The organism is Solibacillus sp. FSL R5-0449, assembly GCF_037975215.1.
In the GTDB taxonomy this organism is placed as follows: domain Bacteria; phylum Bacillota; class Bacilli; order Bacillales_A; family Planococcaceae; genus Solibacillus.
Window position 1 is genome coordinate 1,621,911 of record NZ_CP150239.1, and the last position, 22,930, is coordinate 1,644,840.

The 22,930-nt window shown below is 40.2% G+C and carries 18 protein-coding genes; 14 read left to right on the forward strand and 4 right to left on the reverse strand.

Going from position 1 to position 22,930, the window contains the following annotated elements; translation table 11 throughout:
* Nucleotides 1-26: 26 nt before the first annotated feature.
* The 3 genes from acnA (at nucleotide 27) to MKY27_RS07930 (ending at nucleotide 7,705) form a co-directional block, all read left to right on the forward strand.
* Nucleotides 27-2,723 (forward strand): aconitate hydratase AcnA, encoded by a 2,697-nt coding sequence (acnA, locus tag MKY27_RS07920; protein ID WP_339176375.1) that lies wholly within the window; start codon nucleotides 27-29, stop codon nucleotides 2,721-2,723.
* 182 nt (nucleotides 2,724-2,905) lie between these two features.
* On the forward strand, nucleotides 2,906-5,059 hold the full coding sequence (locus MKY27_RS07925) for a 5'-nucleotidase C-terminal domain-containing protein (protein ID WP_339199274.1): 2,154 nt from the start codon (nucleotides 2,906-2,908) through the stop codon (nucleotides 5,057-5,059).
* A gap of 339 nt (nucleotides 5,060-5,398) precedes the next feature.
* Nucleotides 5,399-7,705, forward strand: coding sequence for a YhgE/Pip domain-containing protein (locus tag MKY27_RS07930; RefSeq protein WP_339199276.1), 2,307 nt, complete (start codon nucleotides 5,399-5,401; stop codon nucleotides 7,703-7,705).
* Between the two features lie 53 nt (nucleotides 7,706-7,758).
* Here MKY27_RS07930 and MKY27_RS07935 read toward each other — a convergent pair whose 3' ends face one another.
* Together MKY27_RS07935 and MKY27_RS07940 are read right to left on the reverse strand one after the other, a co-directional pair.
* Nucleotides 7,759-8,052, reverse strand: coding sequence for a YxcD family protein (locus MKY27_RS07935; protein ID WP_339176378.1), 294 nt, complete (start codon nucleotides 8,050-8,052; stop codon nucleotides 7,759-7,761).
* Nucleotides 8,040-8,495: a hypothetical protein gene (locus MKY27_RS07940; RefSeq protein WP_339199278.1), complete on the reverse strand. Its 456-nt coding sequence runs from the start codon at nucleotides 8,493-8,495 to the stop codon at nucleotides 8,040-8,042. Before MKY27_RS07940 ends, MKY27_RS07935 begins: the two co-directional genes overlap by 13 nt.
* Before the next feature lie 252 nt (nucleotides 8,496-8,747).
* Between MKY27_RS07940 and MKY27_RS07945 the strand changes: the two genes are divergently transcribed.
* From MKY27_RS07945 to MKY27_RS07980, 8 genes are all read left to right on the forward strand, one after another.
* On the forward strand, nucleotides 8,748-9,731 hold the full coding sequence (locus MKY27_RS07945; RefSeq protein WP_339199280.1) for a diaminopimelate dehydrogenase: 984 nt from the start codon (nucleotides 8,748-8,750) through the stop codon (nucleotides 9,729-9,731).
* A gap of 203 nt (nucleotides 9,732-9,934) precedes the next feature.
* Nucleotides 9,935-10,207, forward strand: a complete 273-nt coding sequence (locus tag MKY27_RS07950) for a YhdT family protein (protein ID WP_339199282.1) — start codon at nucleotides 9,935-9,937, stop codon at nucleotides 10,205-10,207.
* Nucleotides 10,207-11,652, forward strand: coding sequence for a sodium/pantothenate symporter (gene panF, locus MKY27_RS07955; protein ID WP_339199669.1), 1,446 nt, complete (start codon nucleotides 10,207-10,209; stop codon nucleotides 11,650-11,652). The genes MKY27_RS07950 and panF overlap by 1 nt, the downstream gene beginning before the upstream one ends.
* A 135-nt stretch (nucleotides 11,653-11,787) precedes the next feature.
* Nucleotides 11,788-12,522, forward strand: coding sequence for a GTP cyclohydrolase II (locus MKY27_RS07960; RefSeq protein ID WP_339199285.1), 735 nt, complete (start codon nucleotides 11,788-11,790; stop codon nucleotides 12,520-12,522).
* 12 nt (nucleotides 12,523-12,534) lie between these two features.
* The gene (ribD, locus tag MKY27_RS07965) at nucleotides 12,535-13,650 is read left to right on the forward strand and encodes a bifunctional diaminohydroxyphosphoribosylaminopyrimidine deaminase/5-amino-6-(5-phosphoribosylamino)uracil reductase RibD (RefSeq protein WP_339199288.1); all 1,116 of its coding nucleotides are present in this window, start codon (nucleotides 12,535-12,537) and stop codon (nucleotides 13,648-13,650) included.
* Nucleotides 13,643-14,719, forward strand: a complete 1,077-nt coding sequence (locus MKY27_RS07970) for an FAD-dependent monooxygenase (RefSeq protein ID WP_339199290.1) — start codon at nucleotides 13,643-13,645, stop codon at nucleotides 14,717-14,719. The genes ribD and MKY27_RS07970 overlap by 8 nt, the downstream gene beginning before the upstream one ends.
* 9 nt (nucleotides 14,720-14,728) lie before the next feature.
* Entirely contained in the window at nucleotides 14,729-15,301 is a 573-nt protein-coding gene (locus tag MKY27_RS07975; protein ID WP_339199292.1) for a hypothetical protein, read from the forward strand.
* A 138-nt stretch (nucleotides 15,302-15,439) separates the two neighbouring features.
* A complete protein-coding gene (locus MKY27_RS07980) occupies nucleotides 15,440-16,033 on the forward strand; it encodes a transcriptional regulator (RefSeq protein WP_339176388.1) in 594 nt (197 codons plus the stop codon).
* Between the two features lie 271 nt (nucleotides 16,034-16,304).
* On the opposite strand, the gene MKY27_RS07985 is transcribed toward MKY27_RS07980, so the two are convergent.
* Nucleotides 16,305-16,685, reverse strand: coding sequence for a nucleotide excision repair endonuclease (locus tag MKY27_RS07985; RefSeq protein WP_079526647.1), 381 nt, complete (start codon nucleotides 16,683-16,685; stop codon nucleotides 16,305-16,307).
* A 434-nt stretch (nucleotides 16,686-17,119) separates the two neighbouring features.
* Between MKY27_RS07985 and MKY27_RS07990 the strand changes: the two genes are divergently transcribed.
* Both MKY27_RS07990 and MKY27_RS07995 read left to right on the forward strand, forming a co-directional pair.
* Nucleotides 17,120-17,992 carry a DMT family transporter gene (locus tag MKY27_RS07990; RefSeq protein ID WP_339176389.1) on the forward strand — a complete coding sequence of 291 codons (873 nt, stop codon included), beginning with the start codon at nucleotides 17,120-17,122 and terminating at the stop codon, nucleotides 17,990-17,992.
* Nucleotides 17,993-18,094: 102 nt separating this feature from the next.
* Nucleotides 18,095-18,829 carry an alpha/beta hydrolase gene (locus MKY27_RS07995; protein WP_339199295.1) on the forward strand — a complete coding sequence of 245 codons (735 nt, stop codon included), beginning with the start codon at nucleotides 18,095-18,097 and terminating at the stop codon, nucleotides 18,827-18,829.
* Between the two features lie 42 nt (nucleotides 18,830-18,871).
* Here MKY27_RS07995 and MKY27_RS08000 read toward each other — a convergent pair whose 3' ends face one another.
* The gene (locus MKY27_RS08000; protein ID WP_339199298.1) at nucleotides 18,872-19,693 is read right to left on the reverse strand and encodes a TetR/AcrR family transcriptional regulator; all 822 of its coding nucleotides are present in this window, start codon (nucleotides 19,691-19,693) and stop codon (nucleotides 18,872-18,874) included.
* A 93-nt stretch (nucleotides 19,694-19,786) separates the two neighbouring features.
* Here MKY27_RS08000 and MKY27_RS08005 point away from each other — a divergent pair, with 93 nt between their 5' ends.
* On the forward strand, nucleotides 19,787-22,873 hold the full coding sequence (locus tag MKY27_RS08005) for an efflux RND transporter permease subunit (RefSeq protein ID WP_339199301.1): 3,087 nt from the start codon (nucleotides 19,787-19,789) through the stop codon (nucleotides 22,871-22,873).
* Nucleotides 22,874-22,930: the final 57 nt, after the last annotated feature.

Below are 22,930 nucleotides of genomic sequence, written 5' to 3' on the forward strand. Positions count from 1 at the left end.
TTAAGAAAAACTAGGGGGAACACAACATGGCAAACTTACACAACAGTCGTTCGACTTTTGAAGTTAACGGTAAAACTTATAACTATTTCCGTTTAGCTGCAATTGAAGAAGCTGGTATCGCAAAAGTATCACGCCTACCTTATTCAATTAAAGTATTATTAGAATCAGTATTACGTCAATATGATAACTATGTAATTAAAGACGAGCATGTTAATGAATTAGCTAACTTCGGTAATCACAATGCAGATGCTGAAGTACCATTCAAACCTTCTCGCGTAGTATTACAAGACTTCACTGGTGTTCCAGTAGTAGTTGACTTAGCTTCATTACGTTCTGCAATGAAAGAAATGGGTGGAGACCCAGCTAAAATCAACCCTGCAATTCCTGTAGACCTTGTAATTGACCACTCAGTACAAGTAGACAAATACGGTAACGCAGCAGCATTACAAGCGAACATGGATTTAGAGTTCGAACGTAACGCTGAACGTTATAACTTCTTAAAATGGGCTCAAACTGCTTATGATAACTTCCGCGCTGTACCACCAGCAACTGGTATCGTACACCAAGTTAACTTAGAGTACTTAGCTCCAATCGTTCACGTTAACGAAACAGAAGAAGGTTTAGTAGCATTCCCTGACTCAGTAGTAGGTACTGACTCTCACACAACTATGATCAACGGTATCGGTGTTCTAGGTTGGGGTGTTGGTGGTATCGAAGCTGAAGCTGGTATGTTAGGTCAACCATCTTACTTCCCAATTCCTGATGTTATCGGTGTTAAATTAGTAGGCGAATTACCAAACGGTACTACAGCTACTGACTTAGCATTAAAAGTAACTCAAGTATTACGTGCTCGTGGCGTAGTAAACAAATTCGTTGAGTTCTTCGGACCTGGCGTACCTGGTTTACCATTAGCTGACCGTGCTACAATCTCAAACATGGCTCCAGAATACGGTGCTACTTGTGGTTTCTTCGCAGTTGATGAAGAATCATTAAACTACATGCGCTTAACTGGCCGTGACGAAGAGCACATTGCTGTTGTTGAAGCTTACTTAAAAGCTAACGACATGTTCTTCAACCCAGAATTAGAGCCTGTATACACTGACGTTTTAGAAATCAACTTAGCTGACATCGAAGCTAACCTTTCTGGTCCTAAACGTCCACAAGATTTAATTCCTTTAACTGAAATGAAAAAAGTTTACCGTGAGTCAGTAGTAGCTCCTCAAGGTACACAAGGTTTCGGTTTAACAGAAGAAGAATTCTCAAAAACATCTACTGCTAACTTTGCAGACGGTGCTGTTGAAATTCCAGCTGGTGCGGTAGCAATCGCAGCCATCACTTCTTGTACAAACACATCTAACCCATACGTATTATTAGCTGCTGGTTTAGTTGCTAAAAAAGCTGTAGAGTTAGGTATTAAACCTGCTAAGTGGGTTAAAACTTCATTAGCTCCAGGTTCTAAAGTAGTTACTGGCTACTTAGAAGAATCAGGTTTACAAGACTACTTCGACCAAATCGGTTTCAACACAGTTGGTTACGGTTGTACAACATGTATCGGTAACTCTGGTCCTTTATTACCAGAAATCGAAGATGCAATCAAATCAAACGATTTATTCGTAACTTCTGTATTATCAGGTAACCGTAACTTCGAAGGTCGTGTACACCCATTAGTAAAAGCTAACTTCTTAGCTTCACCACCATTAGTTGTTGCTTACGCATTAGCGGGTACTGTAGATATCGATCTACAAAAAGACGCAATCGCTGTAACTCCAGAAGGCAAAGAAGTATTCTTCGCTGATATCTGGCCATCAACTGAAGAAGTTAACGAAGTATTAAATAAAGTTGTAACTCGTGAATTATTCCAAAAAGAATACGAAACTGTATTCACTGCTAACGAAGCTTGGAATGCAATCGAAACTTCAACTGAAAACTTATATACTTTCGATGACAAATCAACTTACATCCAAAACCCACCATTCTTCACTGGTCTTTCTAAAGAGCCAGGTGCTATCCAAACATTAGCTGGAATGCGTGTAATGGCTAAGTTCGGTGACTCTATCACTACTGACCACATCTCTCCTGCAGGTGCAATCGGTAAAGATACACCAGCTGGTAAGTACTTAATCGAAAACGGAGTTGCAATCCGTGACTTCAACTCTTACGGTTCTCGTCGTGGTAACCACGAAGTAATGATGCGCGGTACATTCGCTAACATCCGTATCCGTAACCAAATCGCTCCAGGTACAGAAGGTGGTTTCACTACTTACTGGCCAACAGGCGAAGTTGAGTACATTTACGATGCTTGCATGAAGTACAAAGAAGCAGGTACTGGCTTAGTAGTATTAGCTGGTAACGACTACGGTATGGGTTCATCTCGTGACTGGGCTGCTAAAGGTACATTCTTACTAGGCGTTAAAACTGTAATCGCACAATCTTACGAGCGTATCCACCGTTCTAACTTAGTAATGATGGGCGTATTACCATTACAATTCATGGCTGGCGAATCAGCTGAAACTTTAGGATTAAAAGGTGACGAAACAATCGACGTTAACTTAACTGATGATGTTAAACCACGTGATATCCTAACTGTTACTGCTACTTCTCCAGAAGGAAAAGTAACTGAGTTCAAAGCGTTAGCTCGTTTCGACTCTGAAGTAGAAGTAGACTACTACCGTCACGGTGGTATCCTACAAATGGTATTACGTGCTAAAGCTGCACAACAATAATTCCATTCTATAACTTGAAAGACAAAGTCAATTTCGATTGGCTTTGTCTTTTTTTGTGCAAAAAGGACCTAAAGAATGTATTTTTTGTTAATTAACAGTAAAATTTTACGGAAAATGTGGAAATTTTTATAATATTTCGTTACTATCAAAAGGAAGGTTAAAAATTTTGGGGGGTCTTTTGGATGAAGAAAAAAAGAATGTATTCAGCAACAGCTTTAGCAGCATTTACGGCAGTAGCTGTAGGAGCAACAGGTGTAATGGCAGAAGAGACAATTTTCACGGATGTCTCTGTTAGCCATCCATATGCAGATGGAATCAATGCTCTAACTTCTGCAGGTATCGTTAAAGGATTTGAAGATGGTACTTTTAAACCAGACGCAACGGTTACACGTGGACAAGCTGCAAAAATGATTGCGGGTGCTCTTAAACTAGATACGACAAATGTGAAAAATCCTAACTTCAAAGATATTAAAACGTCAAACCAGTATTACAGTCAAATAGCGGCATTAGTAGCTACTGGATTTGTAAAAGGTTATGAAGACGGCACATTCCGTACAGCGGATAAAATTACACATAATCAGTTTGCTAAAATTTTAACGAATGTTTCAGCGGTATATCCGATTGATGCAACAGCATTATTAACAGAGGCTAAAGTTGTATTCAACCCTACGAAACAACTAACTCGTGGTGAACTTTCAAGCGTATTGGCAACAATGCTTGCAGCGGCTGCACCAGCACCACAGCCTGAACCTGAAACAGACAATTATAAATTATCGATCATGCATGTGAACGATACTCATGGACGTGTGGATTCATTCCCGAAATTAATGACGGCAGTTAAGGAACAACGCGCTAAAACACCGGATGCGCTTTTATTGCATGCAGGTGACGTATTCAGCGGTACATTGTACTTCAACGAATTCCAAGGACAAGCAGATCTACCGTTTTTAAATGCATTGAAATTTGATGCCATCACATTAGGTAACCATGAATTTGACTTAGGTTCTTCACCAGAAGGACATAAAGCATTGGCAGACTTCATTAAAGCTTCACAATTCCCGGTATTAACGGCGAATGTTGACTTTACAAAAGACAGCCTGTTTACAGGAATGTTCTCTGACTTAGTATCAAGCGAGCCAGAAAACGGCAAAATTTACGCTGGTATGATTAAAGAAGTAAACGGCGAAAAAATCGGGATCTTCGGTTTAACGACGGCTGAAACGAAAGACATCGCATCACCAGGAAGTGTAGCATTTGAAAATTATATCGACGAAGCGAAAAAAGCGGTTAAAGCGTTTGAAGATAAAGGTGTCGATAAAATTATTGCTTTAACACATATCGGTTATGACGATAACCCTGCATATGACAATGATCAAGTTCTAGCAAAATCAGTACCTGGAATTGATATTATCGTAGGCGGTCACACGCATACTGAACTGAAAGAGCCAGTCGTAATTGATACAAACACTGTTGGCGAGAAAAAGGATGCAACATTGATTGTTCAAGCGAAAGAGTACGCTGGTTTCCTAGGTACTGTGAACGTTGAGTTCGATGAAAATGGTGTCATCGTGAAACATGACGGTCAGTTAGTTGAAATCGGTAAACTTGCAGATGACGCTGAAGGTTTAAAAATTCTAGCGCCGTTTAAAGAAAAAGTGGATGAAATTACTAAAGCCGAAATCGGTGTAACTATCGCAGAAGATTTAGTAAGCCCTCGTGCATCAGATGATAATCCAGTGAGTGTACGTAACAGCGAAACGGTATTAGGTAATATTATTACTGACGGTATGCTTGCAAAAGCGAAACAATATACTGATAAAAAAGTTGTAATGGCAATGCAAAATGGCGGCGGTATCCGTGCTGCAATTCCTGCCGGCAATATTACAACAGGACAAGTTATTACAGTATTGCCATTTGGTAATACATTAGCATTAATGGATGTTACAGGTGCTGAATTAAAAGCGGCATTTGAACACTCTGTGAAAGAAGCTCCAAAAGAGAACGGCGGATTCCTGCATATTTCAGGTGCTAAACTAGAATACGATTCTTCTAAAGAAGTAGGTTCTCGTGTCGTTTCATTAAAATACTTTGATGAAGCAACGAATGCATATGTCGATATAGCGGATAACGAAACATACACAGTAGCTACAAATGCCTTCACAGCTAAAGGCGGAGACGGCTTCAGCTCATTCGAAAAAGCATACGGTGAAGGCCGTGTGACGGACTTAGGTTTATCAGATTGGGAAAACTTAAAAGAACAATTACTATCAATGAAAGAAATTAAGTTTACGACAGAAGGCCGCATTGTAGATGTAGCTGCACCTGCGGAAAAATAATTCAATAGCGAAACCACTAATTTGGGCAACCATGTTAGTGGTTTTTTTATTTATTTTTCTGCAAATAATATTATGTAAATGAAAGCGTTTACCTTATCACTCGATAACATTATAAGTTAGAAAATTCAGATAAATATAGTTGGTCCTAAAATAGAATGTTATTTAACGATTATATTGTCCTATTTTTTGAATATTAATATGAACAAAATTCACGTACTAATAAGAAAATATTTACATTTTCTAGTAGAAATATGTAAAAACTTAGAATATATTATTGTTATACGCATGAGTGTTCATTCATTCGTATAGGACTAATTTTATAAAAAAGGGGGGTTTTTTATGGGGTCGTTTCAGTTGTTTGGGAAGGAATTGCAGTCACTGAAAAATCGTAAAGGTTTACTCGTTGCGTTGATCGGTGTCATGCTCATTCCAATTGTTTACGTAGCTGTTCTTCTGTCAGCTACATGGGGACCGTATGACAATCTGGATAACTTACCGGTTGCATTCGTCAATAAGGATGCAGGCGGGGTTTCGGGTGGTCAAGCAATCAATGTCGGCGAAGATTTAATGGAAACATTAAAGGAGAGTAATTCATTAGGCTGGCATTTCGTGACAGAAGAAGAAGCGATGGCAGGGTTGGAAAATCAGGAATTTTACTTGGTGGTAGAAGTACCGGAAGACTTTTCACAAAAGGTGACTACCGTTCTTGATGCAAATCCGCAAGTGCCGGAATTGCGCTATATCCAAAATGAAGGGTTAAACTTCATGGGAGCGCAAGTAACAAACAGTGCTGTTGAAAAACTTCGCGAACAATTAGGGGACAAAATTACAGCGACTTATGCCAGAACGGTATTCTCAAGATTTACGGATATCGAAACAGGATTTGCTACCGGAGCGGATGGTTCGAAGCAAATCGTGGATGGCACGGAGCAGCTGGCAGATGGGACAAACACCTTATTAACATCATTGACGGAAAAGTCGGCAGATATTAACAAACTTGCTGCCGGTGCGAAGACGGCCGATGCAGGGGCAGGCCAGCTTCTTTCTGCGATCAATGGAGGAACGGGCGACATTAACAAGCTAGCGTCCGGATCACGTCAAGTGGCATCAGGTGCTACACAGTTAAAAGGCGGATCACAGCAAGTATTAGCCGGACTTAACTCCTTAAAAGGCGGTTCAACGGAAATCTACACAGGCTTACAGCAATTACAGCCTGGTTCTGAAAATCTACTTAGTGGGTTACAGCAGCTTTCTGCAGGAGCGAACCAGCTATACGCAGGGATCGCGGTAGGAGACGGCACACAAGCGAATCCTGGCTTGGCAAAAGGTCTGAACCAGCTGGCGACAGTATTGCAGTCGAAACAGGCGGATATTGAGCAAATGGCGCAAGGTGCAGTATTGCTGCAAAGTTTGGCGCAAGCACCTGGTATGGAAGCATACCGCGAAAATTTACTTGCGTTAAGTGCAGGTTTGGGTGAACTCGGCAGCGTTTATCCTGTTGCCGTTCAAAGTGCTAATGCATTAAGCAATGGTGCCAACCAGATTGCACAATCCATGCCAGCATTGACGACAGGTCTTGAAAATGCGATTGCAGGCCAAAAAACAATCGTGTCGGGAATTGGTTCATTAACAGCGGGTCAAGAAAAAGCTGTTCAAGGAATCGATGCGCTTGTTGCAGGGCAGACAGCTGTCGTTTCAGGGGCTTCTACTTTAGCGGGTGGTGCATCACAGGTAGCAAACGGTAACGCATCGCTAACGAGCTCGTGGAACAAATTAGGTGCAGGTGTTTCCAACTTGAAAAGCGGTTTAACGCAAATCAGTACAGGAAATGAAACCGTAGCAGTTGGGTGGCAAACGATGACAGAAGGGGTTACTTCATTAAATGATGGGGTGAACCGTCTTCAGGCAGGTTCATCGGAATTGGCGACTGGTCTGGAAGGCGGACGTGAACAAGTGGCGGCATTACGGATTACCGACGAAAATATCGCGATGTTCTCATCACCGGTCACATTGGCAGGGGAGAAAGTCAATGCATACGAATATTACCGTGATTCAACGGCACCGTATATTTTATCGTTGGCATTATTCGTAGGTATGCTCGTATTGTCCATGTTTGTTGACTTTAAAAAGCCGGCTGTATTGCCAAAGTCTGCGGTAAGCTGGTTTGTCAGTAAGTGGCTGCAATTGGCACTCTTTGCTACAATTCAGGCCGTGCTGGTTACCGTATTTACATTAGTTGTATTACAGCTATCGGTAGAACATGTCGTGCCGTTTATTTTATTCGGGATTTTTGTCAGCATTGTATTCATGTCGATCATTTTCTTCCTTGTATCGGTTGCAGGCAATATCGGGCGGTTTATCGCACTTGTACTGGCTATTGCACAATTATCGATTACAGGTTCGAATTTGCCGATTCCAATGCTGCCTGAAAATTTACAGGCTGTAAGTGCATATTTACCGTTTACGTATTCAATTTCAGGATTTAAATCGGTTATTTCATTAGGGGATCTTTCATTATTATCATCAAATGCTTTAACGCTGGTTATTTATTTAGTCGTTGCTTCTGTGTTGGCATTAGTCGCGTTTATCGTAAGCTATAAATCACTTACGACGAAGTACACACCGGAAGTGCAGCCGACTGCATAAAAAAAGACCCGTCTGCTCTCATAAAAGAGAGTGACGGGTTTTTTAACGTTTCATTAAAACTCTACGTGGGCAATCATGCCTTCTTCATCATCAATAGCGAGAGAAATACGCGCTGACATTGAGTCACGGCCAAGCTGCTCATCAATATACAGACGTAGTGCCATGATGAAATTCACAGAGTTATATACATCCAATTGTCCGTTGTAGAAAGCTTCCGCTGAATATCCGGCAACATCATCATACATCAGCTCCACTTCCACTTCTTCGGGAGCTGCGTTTTTGAATTTTGCATGGAACAGACAAACGGCATTAATTAAATCTTGTTCAAGTAATGTTAGTTTTTCCACGAGTCAGTAACCTCTTTATCCTTTTTGCGTTTGATTAACTGGTAAATCTTCACTAGGAAGAAGACAATCGCCGCAATTGCTGCTACGTTGATCAACAGTCCTAAAATATTGCCTAACATCCCCATGCCTGCAAATAAGCTACCGAATAATAAACCGGCTAAACCACCAAGCATTAAGCCTTTCATTAAGCCGCCTTTGTTAGTTGAAGCTGTATTTGAATCATTCTTTTTTGTAGAATTATTATTTTGTTTTGTTGTTGTCGGGTTTGTAGCATCATTGTTTTTCTTTTGGAAATTTGAGTTGTTATTGTTGTTGAAGCCTTTTTTACCTGACTTGTATCCTTTTGCTTCTACAGTATCTGCATCATTTGCAAATAAAATCGTAGTCCCTACACTTGAAAATACAAGTGTGAAAGCTAATAAGATTGCTGATAACTTTTTCATGTTTTTCCCCCAATTAGTCTATTTATTTACTTTCTCAGTATATCAAAAATCTACCTAAATAGAAAATGAAAACACTTTTAAGCAAATACTACAAGCAATGCCCGAAATATAGCTTTTCTTGTGAGAATCACAAATATTATTGTAATCATAAAAATGACACTGTATGATGAAGTTTAATTTAGATGAAAATTCTGAATTTACATCACTATGTAAGGAAAAATGTCTAATAAAGAAATTGGGGGAATGAAAAAGATGAGTAAAATTCGCATTGGTATTGTAGGTTACGGAAATTTAGGCCGCGGTGTGGAAGCAGCGATCGGTCAAAATGCTGACATGGAATTGGTAGCTGTATTTACGCGTCGTGATCCTGCTACAGTTGCTATAAAATCACCGAACGTACCGGTGTATCTAGTGGATGAAGCACCGAAATATAAAGAACAGATTGATGTCATGATATTATGCGGTGGTTCTGCAAAAGATTTACCGGAGCAAGTTCCGCATTTTGCGCAATGGTTCAATACGATCGACAGTTATGATACGCATGCAAATATTCCGGCATTCTTTGATGCGGTTGATGCAGTTGCACAAAAAAGTGATAAAGTATCCATTATTTCGGTTGGCTGGGACCCGGGCCTATTTTCATTGAACCGCCTATTAGGTGAAACAGTTCTGCCACAAGGAAATACATATACGTTCTGGGGGGACGGCTTAAGCCAAGGCCACTCAGACGCTTTACGCCGTATTGAAGGTGTAAAAAATGCCGTACAATATACTTTGCCGATTAAGGAAGCGGTAAACCGTGTACGCAATGGCGAAAATCCTGAACTGACAACACGTGAAAAACATGCCCGTGAATGCTATGTTGTATTGGCTGAAGGTGCGGATGCTGTAGCGATCGAAAAAGAAATTAAGGAAATGCCAAACTATTTTGCGGATTATGATACAACGGTAAATTTTATTACCGAAGCAGAATTTAAAGAAAATCACCAAGGGATGCCGCATGGCGGGTTTGTCATCCGTTCTGGTGAATCTGGTGACGCAGATAAGCAAATTATGGAGTTTTCATTAACGCTTGAGTCCAATCCGATGTTCACATCAAGTGTTCTTGTTGCGTATGCACGCGCTGCCTATAAATTGCAGGCAAAAGGAGACAAAGGTGCAAAGACGGTATTCGATATTCCATATGGTTTATTATCCCCAAAATCGCCAGCAGATTTGCGCAAAGAATTACTGTAATATCCAAACGAACGTCGTCTAGTAAATTTAGGCGTCGTTTTTTTGGGTTTTGCCGGACAAATCGATGACAAAGTCTTTTCTTTCGCGGGTTGGCAACGTAGAATAGAGAGGTTAAGTCTCTGAAAGATGGTTGTCCACTTTAGAGTAAGTTAATTCCCTTGAGAATCTGAAGTTACAGTAGATTCAAACAGTAAACAGAAAGGATGTTTAATGTGCAGGATAAGCGTTTTAAAATCGCACATAAAGAAGCACTGATCGGAGTCGTGCTTGTCATCATCAACTTTGCAATCTGGTTCGGATTTGCATATGGGCTCGGTTCCGGTGACCCGCTGGAGTACGATTATGTATTAGGGTTCCCGGCATGGTTTTTCTACAGCTGTATCGCAGGAACAATCTTTATGATTATTTCAATATGGCTCGCGATGAAACTTTTCTTCAAAGACATTTCGCTTGAAGAGGAGGACAAACATAAATGATACATTGGTCAGTCATAATTCCATTACTCATATTTTTAATTGTCATTTTTGGTATCGGTATTTGGGCAAATCGTCAAGTACGCACATCGAATTCATTTTTACAGGAGTATTTTTTAGGCGGACGCGAAATGGGCGGATTCATCCTGGCGATGACGATGATGGCGACATATGGCAGTGCCTCAAGCTTTATCGGTGGACCAGGTGTTGCCTATAATACAGGGCTTGGATGGGTTCTGTTGGCAATGGCACAGCTGCCTGCAGGTTATTTTGTGTTAATGGTGCTCGGCAAGAAATTTGCGATTGTTGCACGCCGTATTGAAGCCATTACACTAATCGATTTTTTAAAGAAACGCTATGACAGTCACACAATCGTTATTTTATCAGCGATCAGCATCATCATTTTCCTATTTGCCTCAATGACAGCGCAATGGGTCGGCGGTGCTCGTCTGATTGAATCACTGACAGGGCTTTCCTATACAAATGCATTGCTTATTTTTGCGGTAGCCGTTTTAGCCTATGTAATTATCGGCGGTTTCCGTGCTGTGGCGTTAACAGATGCATTGCAAGGGTCCATCATGATCGTCGGTACAGTCATTCTTCTGATTGCGACTGTCATTGCCGGTGGTGGTGTTGACACGATTATGCAAGGACTCGTTGCAGAAAATCCGAATTTAGTGACACCATTTGGTGCAGAACAAAATCTGACACCATTGTATGTATCAACATTTTGGATATTAATTGGACTAGGGGTCATCGGTTTGCCTCAGATTGCCGTTCGCGCGATGAGCTACAAAGATTCGAAAAGCTTACATAAAGCAATTCTCATCGGGACAATCGGAATCGGGACAATCATGTTCGGCATGCATTTAATTGGTGTATTTGCACGTCCGGTTATGCCAGGAATAGAAGTCGGCGATAAAGTAATGCCGCTTCTGACATTGGAAGTGCTGCCGCCGGTACTGGCAGGAATTGTACTTGCAGCTCCAATGGCAGCCATTATGTCGACAGTCAATGCACTGCTCATTCTAGTAAGCTCTACAGTTGTAAAAGATATTTATTTAAACTATATCAATCCGAAAGCAAGCGATAAACAGATCAAAAACCGCAGCTTCTGGGTCACAAGCATTATCGGGATCGCGGTAGTGATATTTGCCGTTAAGCCGCCGGAGCTGTTAATCATGCTGAACTTGTTTGCGTTCGGCGGACTGGAATCAGCCTTTTTATGGAGTGTCGTATTTGGTCTGTACTGGAAGAAAGCAAATAAATACGGGGCCATCAGTTCAATGATAGTCGGTCTGACATTGTATATTGTCATCTATCGATTTGCGGAAAATATTTATGGCATGCACTCCGTTACCATCCCAATCTTTGCTTCACTTATTACATTTGTAGCGGTAAGTCTGATTGCGCAAAAGATGAAAAAAATAGAAGATTACCATTTCTAATAGCCATAACAGGTTTAGGTCTGTATGATAGAAACCAGAACTATCAATTGATAGTTCTGGTTTATTTGACGTTAAACACTTATTATTGTAAACTAGGTTACATAAAGTAACTTAATAAAAACTAAAGGTGATTAGATGAAAAAATTAATGGCTATTTTAGAAGATAAAATTCAGCTTGTCCGTCGTGATGAACTGCAAAATATTGCAGTAGTCGGACCGGTAAAGCTACCTATAAAGCAAGAAAATCTAGAAGCAACATTCCAATGGTATTCATGGACAACTGTTGAAAAAAATCAGACAAAACAACAAGTAGTGGAATCCGTATCGTCTATGCATTTAGCATTTGGCCAGCAGTCTTCAGTACTCGTATATGGAGACTTCGCCAATCAGGAAGATGCATTGATCCGCATGCACAGCATTTGCCATACAGGTGATATTTTCGGTTCACAGCGTTGTGACTGCGGCTATCAGTTACATGAATCGATGAAAATGATTGTCGAGCACGGCTGTGGCGCTATCTTCTATTTAGCAGATCATGAGGGACGCGGTATTGGGCTGTTTTCAAAATCGCTCGCTTACTTATTGCAGGAAGAAGAATTTGATACAGTGGAAGCCAATCATGCACTTGGGTTTGAAGATGATGTCCGTTCGTATGATGACGCAATCCGTGTACTGCAAGTATTGCGTTCAAAACCGGTAACACTTATTACAAACAACCCGAAAAAGCTTGCAGCACTGCAGGAGAGCGGGTTACTTGCGGATGGCCATATTCCATTATGGGGCGGTCTGACAGAAACGAATGAACAGTACTTGAAAACGAAAGTAGAAAAGTCTGGTCATATCGCGATGGCTGAAAAGTTAACGGTGTAAGGAGAATTTTAAATGAAAACTGATCAGGACTATATGCAACTAGCGCTCCAACTGGCAGCAAGTGCAAGAGGCAATACAAATCCAAATCCGTTAGTCGGGGCCGTTATCGTAAAAGATGGCGTCGTCGTCGGCACAGGGCTTCACCGTAAAGCAGGGGAACCTCATGCAGAAGTACATGCGGTGAATATGGCAGGAGAGCATACGAAAGGTGCGACGATTTATGTCACATTGGAACCTTGTTCGCACTACGGCAAAACACCGCCATGTGCGAAGCTGCTAAAGGAAAGCGGGTTTAAACGCGTTGTTGTTGCAATGGAAGATCCGAACCCTGAAGTAGCAGGACGCGGAATCCGTCTGTTGCGTGAAGCGGGAATCGAAGTGGAAGTGGGAGTTCTCCAGGAGGAGGCCCAGAAACTGAACGAACGGTTTATCCATAATATGCTGACAGAACGTCCTTTTGTCGTGGCGAAGTTCGCAATGACACTTGATGGTAAAATCGCGACATATAATGGCCACTCCCAATGGATTACGGGTGAAGCAGCACGTGCGGATGTCCATGAATTGCGCCATGAAGTGGACGGGATATTAGTCGGTGTTCAAACCGTTTTAAATGACAACCCGAAACTGACGACACGTCTAAAGGATAATCGGAAAGGTCGTAACCCGATTCGAGTAGTGTTGGATAGTACGCTGAAAACACCGGTTGATGCAGGTATAGCGGATACGACAGAAGCTCGTACAATCATTGTCACTTCTCTTGACTCAGATCCAGTAAAGGCACAGCAACTCGAACGTAACGATGTCGAAATTATCCGGGTGAAAAAAGATTTAACAGGCTTGAACATAGAGGATATGTTGAAAGCATTATATAAAAAGGGCATTACGCATCTGCTTATTGAAGGTGGCGGCAATGTGAACGCATCATTTTTACGAGGCGGCTTCATTGACCAGTATATGGTATATGTCGCTCCAAAAGTATTGGGAGGGAAAAACTCCATTACACCGTTTACCGGATCTGATGTGGAAACAATCGATTTGGCAAGCGAGCTTGAATTCGGTGAAATCACTCGCATCGGGGAAGATTTGCGTATTATAGCCTATCCAAAGAAGGCTGGTTTACATGAATAGAAAAGTGGATGTATGCATTGTTGGCGGTGGTCCTGGCGGTGCACTGCTTGCCAATATATTGGCGAAAAATAATGTATCGGTTCTTTTAATTGAACGGACAAATGACTTTGCGAAGGCATTCCGCGGGGAACATTTAAATGAAGAAGGCGAGCGTATTCTTAAACAGTACGGGCTTTTCGAACGAATTGAACAGCTCGGTTTGCTGCGGATGGAAACATTGGAATATTGGATGGGCGGTGAAAAGTTTAAAACAATTGAACCGGATCCCACAGTAGGACATTTAGGAATCCATGTACCGCAAGCACATCTGCTTCAGGCAATTATCGAGCAGGCTAAAGGCTATCCGGCATTTGACTATTTATTGAATACGACGGTTAAAGAGCTTGTTCAAAATGAACATGGACAATATACAGCTGTTCGCGCTAAACAGGGTGATGCTGAGATGACAATTGAAGCACAGCTAATTATCGGTGCGGATGGGCGTTATTCGACGGTCAGAAAGCTGGCGGAATTGGATGTGACGATTCGCGATCATGGCTATGACTTGCTTTGGGCGAGAATACCCGCACCTGAGTACTGGACGCCTTCGATAAAAATGGCCTTAGTTGACGGCATGCAAATATCCCTGTTTACGCAGGCAAAAGGATTTGTCCAAATCGGTTGGAATATCGAAAAGGGGAGCTACCCGGAATTACGCAAACAGCCGTTTATCCCATTCATTGAAAAGCTCGTAAAAGCATTTCCCCAATTGGCGCCTGTAGTACAGGAGCATATTCGGTCATGGAAAGACTTTGTGCTGCTTGATGTATTTAGCAGTACGACCGAACAATGGGGTAAAGAAGGTGTTGCATTAATTGGGGATGCTGTTCATACAATGACCCCGACAGGTGCCTACGGATTAAACAGTTCGTTAATGGATGCCCATGTGCTGGCCCAGATGCTGCTGGAAAATGAAGAATTTGATTTTGTCAGCTGTGCAACGGCACGAAAAAAACAAATCGAAAAAATTCAGGCAATACAAATAGAAAAAGAGCAAAAGTTCCATGAAGCTTTTCTCGTATTAAGTTAGGTGAGATAGATGAAATTTGGTTTTGATATTGATGATACGTTAATCGATTTACGTCGACATGCATTTCATTTGTATAATAAGAAATTGAACAAACAGATCAGCGAAGATGTTTTCGAAACAATCCCGACAGTCGAAATCCACGTACCGTTTGGATTAACAAATGAAGAAGGCAGCCAAATGTGGAAAGATACGATGGAAGAAATCTATTTCACAGACTGTCCTAGCTTTGAAGGGGCTAAGGAAGTTTTAAATGCCTTGGCAGAAGAAGGACATGAAATTTATTATATTACGTCACGTCCGAAAGGGTATTGTGAACAGACCCGAGCATGGGTAAAAGCACAGGGGTTCCCGGTTGTGGATGAGCGTTTTTCCTGCGGAATGGCAGATCATGAGAAAATCGATATTATTAAAAGTTTGGAACTTGACGTTTATGTAGATGATAAGCCCGCTGTTTTAAATACATTGGCGGGGAGCACAACGAAAGTCATTGTGAAAAATCAGTCATACAATCAGACAGTAGAATATCCGCGTCTGACAAGTTGGAATGAATTCAATAAACTGATCGGTTATGCATCGGTGTAATCGGCAGGAGAAATCCCCGGAGCTTTTTCGGGGATTTTTTTATATAAAAAGTGAAAATAGTTTGAATTTTTCCTTTCAACTGATTGAATATGTGGTATTGTTAACAGTGTATAGACATACCGGTTGGAGGATTTTACTATGATAACACAACAACATTACGAAGCAAGCATTCATTACAATGGGATTATATTACTGTCGGCTTACTTACAACGCCAGTATGTATACCGTACAATTCAAGTACGTCTTAACGGAGCAAGTGAAGAACCACTAAATAAAGTAAAAAGTATGCTTGAACATACAGAGCTGATGCTGAATATTTTTGAGGAATCAAAAGATCTGATGGAAGGTCAGCGCAACAAACTTAAATCATTTGCGGACGAGGTAGCCCTTTTGATGCAAAATTATATTAAAGAAGATCCGGATTTTAAAGAACGTCTGGCAGTTGTCGGCTCAACACTTTACTCAGAGCAGCTGATGAATAACGGGATTATTAAACTCGGCTATATTTTCAAACAAAATATCGGGAAAGATTTCCCGGCACGTGTTAAATTTTATGAAGAGCGTACAAAGGTAATCGACCTGATGGTACAGCTCGTGTCAGAAGGAAAAGAAATCGAAAAAGGCATGCAGGACATTTTAAACAAATGGTATGACGGCATCGCCAACCAGAAAAAAGGCATTATGGAAGATCTATCGAAAATCAACGAAATGCTCGATTTTAAAGCAGAATAATTAATAGATTTTAAAAAATGTTGAAGTAAATTAAGCAGCGGATAATTTGTAAAATTGATTGGAATGGAGGGCGACTCCAGCGGGAATAGCGTGACGCCTAAGACTAGGAACAAAAGCTAAGAACGCCACGTCCTGTGGCAACGCTTTTGTGACCAACGTCGTGTTGGCCTCACGCCCGCGGAAAGCGTCCCGAAATAGAAATCAATTTTAAAGCATAGTAAAAAACCCATCTTTCTCTCGGAGAAAGATGGGTTTTTGGTTATGCTCTTCTTTATGCGCGTTCGAAAAATACTTTATCGATATTGTATTTAGATTGGAATTGATTGATCGCATAAGTTTCGTAAATTTCACGTTCCATTGGATCTTCAATTTCATATACTTCAATTTTGTGGATTTCAGCACGGTGGTTTTTCATTGGTGATACATTGTCTTCAAAGTGCTTTTTAATACGCTGACGGATTTTACGTGCTTTCCCTACAAATAAAAGTTCATTCTTTTCATTGTAGAAGAAGAAGATTCCGCCCTTATCACGCGTAATTTTATGGAAATCAATAAATCCGAAGTATGGAGTAATTTCCACATCGCCTGGTTTTAATACTTGCTCACGTTGACGAATTACTAAATCTGGTTTTGGCATTTCAATTTTAATCAAACTGTTCACGTCCCTAAATTATTCTAAAAGTTTATTTTACACGATATTACGGTAAATTGCTATTGATATAATAGTCCAAGCATTGGGAAATTGAAAAATATGCGGATTTTTTTCCTATATATTCTAAACAAAAGCTGCAACACTTATAACAATAATACATATTATCCGACACTATATGTTATTTTTATTGAAATCACCTCTTCGCTCAAACCTCACAATAAAATATAGTCTTAACACTATTTAGCCAATAAAAAATCATTTTTGATACCTATTGGTCAAGCAAAAAATTCTATCTTAATTGCTGGTTTGGATAGATTTTGAATTTTCGCTTTCTTTTTCATTGAAGATTGCTTATGGTAATAATAGTTTGTTCAACAACAACTGATTATACATAATAATTTTTAACAATAGTTTCAACAGGGAGAAGGAATCGTATGCAAAAATTTAAAGGTGAGCTGCTCATGCTCATCACCGCTGTTATGTGGGGAAGCGGGTTTGTCGGAATGGCAAAAGGCCTTGAACATTGGACTGTATTTCAATTAATGGCCGGAAGATTTTTATTGGCTTCCATTATTTTAAGTTTCATTTTCTATAAAAAATTAAAGCTCATTTCCAGGGCAGTAATATGGAAAGGGGCAATTCTTGGAGCAATTTTATTTATCGCCTTTGCATTGCAGACAATGGGCTTGGAATATACAACAGCTTCTAAAAATGCATTCCTGACAGCGATCAATGTCATTATCGTGCCGATTATTGCTTATGTCATCTATAAAAGAAGAATTGACCGGTTCGAATTTATCGCAGCGGGTGTGGCCGTTGTCGGTATCGGCTTTTTATCATTACAGGATTCGCTGACGATTAATATTGGGGACTTCTTATCCATTCTTTGTGCGATCGGCTTTGCTTTCGATATTTTCTATACAAATGTATTTGTCAAAACGGAAGATGCTTTAGCGCTGACAATCGTTCAGTTTTATACAGCGACTGTCCTCAGTGTAGCAAGCGTCCTTATACTTGGGGAAGTACCGACGACGTATACTTCAGAAGGCTTGGGGATCATTGTTTACTTGGCGATATTTTGTACTGCTGTTGCATATGTATGTCAAAATATCGGGATGCAATATGCAAATCCGACGAAATCGGCCATTATTTTATCGACGGAATCATTGTTCGGTACGATTTTCTCAGTACTTCTTTTAAACGAACTTCTGACAGGCCGAATGCTTGTTGGATGTGTCCTTATCTTCTTTGCCATTCTGTTTGCAGAAGTCAAACCGACCTTCAGACGAAAGAAGTCCTATGTTTAACAAACAGCCATTTTAAGCGATTCGTTTAAAATGGCTGTTTTTGTTTATTATTAGAGAAATACGGAAAAGGATAAGAGATGAAATAAGGGGAGGACTGGTTAGATGTTACATTATACTCGAAATGGTTCAGGGGAAGTTATCGTATTAGTACACGGATTTTTAGGCAGTACAGCAATATTTGAAAAAATTATGGAGCCTTTAACAAAACAATTTGATGTCATTGCCATCGATTTGCCGGGCCACGGTAAAAGCGAAATGCCGGAAGGAGAATATACAGTTTATCGTTATGCCGAAGATATTATCGATGTATTAGTAGCAGAAAAAGTTGAAAAGGCTTATTGGATTGGCCATTCGATGGGTGGCTATATTACATTGGCGGCAATCGAGAAACAATATTCTAATATCGAAAAGGCTGTCTTACTGTATTCATCCGACTCAGCGGATACACCGGAAGCAATCGATAAGAGAACAAAACAACAAGAAGAAATTCAGGAAAATGGCACAGGGTCGTTCGTTGACGGAATTATTCATAATTTCCTGGCGCCTGATGCAAAAACAGATGATGTTCTGTTTGCAAAAGAAGTTGCCTATGAAGCGAAGGAAGAAGGGCTCGTTGCGGCACTCGGTGCAATGAAGTCACGTCCAAGCCAAAAAGACCTGGTCGATACATTACCGATTCCAATCCTTGTAATTGAAGGGGAACAGGACAAAGCGGTTACCCCGATTACAACATCCAATCCGAATGTAGAAAAAGTATCAACAAATACAGGTCATCTCGGAATGGTGGAAGATGCTCAATCTGTAGCAAGAGAAATTATCCGTTTCCTGAACAATTAAAACTAAAACGAGAGGGATCCATGTTTTTGGGTCCCTCTCGTTTTAACTGTATTGCTTTTTCAAATATAATGTAATCCAATTAAAACATTCGTTTTTCTCTAAATTACCAACAAGCCCAATAATAATCGCATTTCTTGGATTTTCGCTTTTCAGTTCTTCTATTAATAACTGAATGGATTCGAGTTCTAATTTGTTTGATGTTTGTTGTTGAAGTGATAATAAATCTTCCATTAAATCGTCACTCGAATAATTTTCTAGTCGTTTATAAAAGTGAGATGGATGTTCAAGCAGTGCGATTTTGCTTTTCGTCGCAAGTAAAGTCGTCTTCTCAACAAGCGAGTCCGCAAATTTCCCCGAATCGAATGGCTGGCATGAATCGAAAATATACTGCATATATGATTGGACCATCCCATTAATAATCACGACTAAATCATACTGTCTTCCCTCGATTTGATCGCCAAATACTTCGAATAACAGCTTTTCCAAATTTTTATTGGAGAGCTCTACGTAATAATGAATCCGTTCAATTAATGCTTTATTGATGGCAGAAACATTCTCCTTCATTAAAATATCCGCAAAACCCGCATATTGTGATAACACTTTCATCGTCTGAACAAAGTAGGTATGGAGCTTATCTGAAGGCGTTTGTGCTTCACTGACTGCTTGGTCAACTTCACGAATTATATTGTTCATAAAATGTTCAATAATAGAAAAAACGAGCTCATCTTTTGATTTAAACGATAAATAAAAGGCGCCCTTAGAAATCCCGCAATGGTCAGTGATTTGCTGTACTGACGTAGCTTCAATCCCTTTTTCGGCAAATAAATGAAGTGCAGAATCGATGATCAATTGTTTTCTTGTCATAATAATTTCAAGCTCCTTTCAATTGACACGTGACCGACTAGTCATTATTATAGAATGGTGGTTACATATAGTCAAGAAAGGTAAGGTGGAACCGTGAAAGGCTTAGTTAATTTCGTATTGAAAAATAAGCTTGCCGTATGGTTACTAACAATCATAATCGTGTTTTCCGGTATTTATTCATCCACACGTATGAAAATGGAATCGATTCCAGATATTTCGATCCCGTTCTTAATCGTTATGGGTGTTTATCCTGGTGCAACACCAGAGCAAGTAATGGATGATCTTTCAATTCCTTATGAAAAGGCAGTTGAAAGTTTGGAAGATGTAAAGGCTGTATATTCTACATCTTCATCAAATGTTTCACAAGTTCAAGTGGAATATGAATATGGCGTGGATATGGATGAAAAGAAACGCCAGTTAGAAGCTGCTTTAGATAATATTGAGCTTCCAGAAGGTGCACAAGAGCCTTCTATTATGGCAATCAGCATGAACATGATGCCTGTTATAGCATTATCAGTAAGTAGTTCGGAAGAAGAAATTGTTGAACTGACGTCAACAGTAGAGAAAACGATTCTGCCGAAACTAAACAAAATTGACGGTGTTGCATCTGCGACAGTTACAGGTCAACATCTTGAAGAAGTAGCCTTCACATATGATGAAGAAAAGATGGCACAACTTGGTTTAACGGAAGACTCTGTTAAGCAGATGATTCAGGCTAGTGACCTTGCAGTCTCGTTAGGATTATACGAGTTTGAAGAGGGCGAGCAGGCTGTTGCAGTTGACGGCAAGTTCAAAACAGTAGAACAGTTGAAAGAAATGCTGATCCCTGTTACACCTTCTGAAACAAACCCGGTTCCTTTCGTGAAACTAGGGGATATTGCTGAAATCGAAAAAGTAGGTAAAGTGCAATCCGTATCTCGAACGAATGGTAAAGATGCGATTGCAATTCAAATCGTAAAAGGTCAGGATGCCAATACGGTTACTGTAGCAAATGCAGTAAAAGATTTAATCGAAGAAGAGCAGGAAGCCATTTCTGGTCTTAAAATCGATATTTCTTTAGACCAAGGGAAACCAATTGAAGATTCTGTCTTTACAATGGTTGAAAAAGCGGTATTTGGTGGTTTAATCGCAGTATTGATTATCCTGTTATTCCTGCGTGACTTTAAATCAACAATCATCTCAATCATTTCAATTCCGGTGTCAGTATTCATGGCATTAATGGCATTGCACTGGATGGATATTACGCTGAATATTATGACGCTTGGAGCGATTACTGTTGCGATCGGACGGGTAATTGATGACTCGATTGTAGTTGTAGAAAATATTTATCGTCGTATGCACTTGAAAGAAGAGAAATTGCAAGGCCGTGCGTTAATTCGTGAAGCAACAATTGAAATGTTCAAGCCGATCATGTCTTCAACATTAGTAACAATTGCGGTATTCGCACCACTTGTATTTGTAGGCGGTATGGTAGGGGAATTATTCGTACCATTCGCATTAACAATGTCATTTGCATTAATCGCTTCTTTAATCGTCGCGGTTACAATCGTACCAGCACTTTCACATACATTATTCCGTAAGAAAATTTACGGTGAAAAATCTGAAAGTCAGCATAAAGAAGTTGGTAAGCTTGCATTAGCATACCGTAATTTCCTGGAGAAATCTTTAAACCATAAATGGATTTCATCAATTGTTGCGATTGTTCTATTAGTCGGTTCACTAGCGTTAACACCATTAATCGGCTTTAGTTTCATGGGCTCTCAAGAAGAGAAGGTAATGTATCTAACATACACACCAGGTACTGGCGAATTGATGGATGAAACACTTGAAAACATTGAAGAAGTAGAACAGGAATTACTGAAACGTAAAGATATCGATGTTTTACAATTATCAGTGAACACGGAAACTTCTACTGATGCTGCTGCAATGATGACTGGCGGCGGTGCAGGCGGCGGTTTAATCTATGCCATTTTCGATCCGGACATGGATGATTTCCCGAAAGCGAAAAAAGAAGTAGAAGACTATATCTTTAACGTTGGCCAATCAGGCGAATGGAAAACACAGGACTTCGCGATGGGTATGTCATCGAATGAAGTCAGCTATACACTATACAGTGAAGATCTGGATATGTTAAATGAAGCAGTCGCTCAAGTAGAAGATGTTCTAGTGGACATTAAAGGACTTGATGAAGTTGAATCAAATGCTTCTGCACCATATGTAGAAAATGTAATTAAAGTAGATCAGGAAAATGTATTACAATACGGTCTGACTACTGCCCAAATTTTAATGGCTTTACAAACAAATACAGCAAAAGAAGTACTGACAACTGTTGAAAGTGACGGCGCTGATATTAATGTTGTTGTACAACGTGAAGCAAAATCTGCAGCAGCGGATATTGATGAATTACTGGAAACGCCGATTCAAACGGCAACTGGTCAGACAATGACAATTGGTGATATTGTTGAACTTGAAGAAGGCACAACTTTAAATTCATTATCTCGTCAAAAAGGTGAATACTTTGCGACAGTATCTGCAACGATTACAGATAAAGATATTTCAAAAGCAACATCTGCAGCAGATGAAAAAATTGCTGATTTAGATTTACCGAAAGGCGTTACAACTGGTGTAGGTGGTGTTGCAGCAGATATGGCTGAAACATTTACTCAACTAGGTGTTGCGATGATTGCAGCTATTGCAATTGTATACTTCATCTTAGTAGTAACATTCGGTGAAGGTTTAGCACCATTTGCGATTCTATTCTCATTACCATTTACTGTAATCGGTTCATGGATTGGACTATTCGCAACAGGTCTTACAATTTCCGTTTCAGTTATGATGGGATTACTGATGTTAATCGGTATTGTAGTAACAAACGCAATCGTACTTGTTGACCGCATTATCCGTATGGAACATGATGGTATGAACATGCGTGAAGCAATACTGGAAGCCGGAGCTACTCGTTTACGTCCGATCTTAATGACGGCGATCGCAACAATTGGTGCTATGTTACCAATGGCATTCGGTGGAGCTGGCGGCGGTCTGATTTCACAAGACTTAGCTGTAACAGTAATTGGTGGTTTACTATCATCTACTTTATTAACATTAATCATCGTACCGATTGTTTATGAAGTATTATCAAAAATGCTTAAGAAAAATCGTAAAGATGTAAAAGACAATTAATCCAAGCAGCCTGTAAGAATTCATTTCTTGCAGGCTGTTTTTTAATGTAAAGTAATG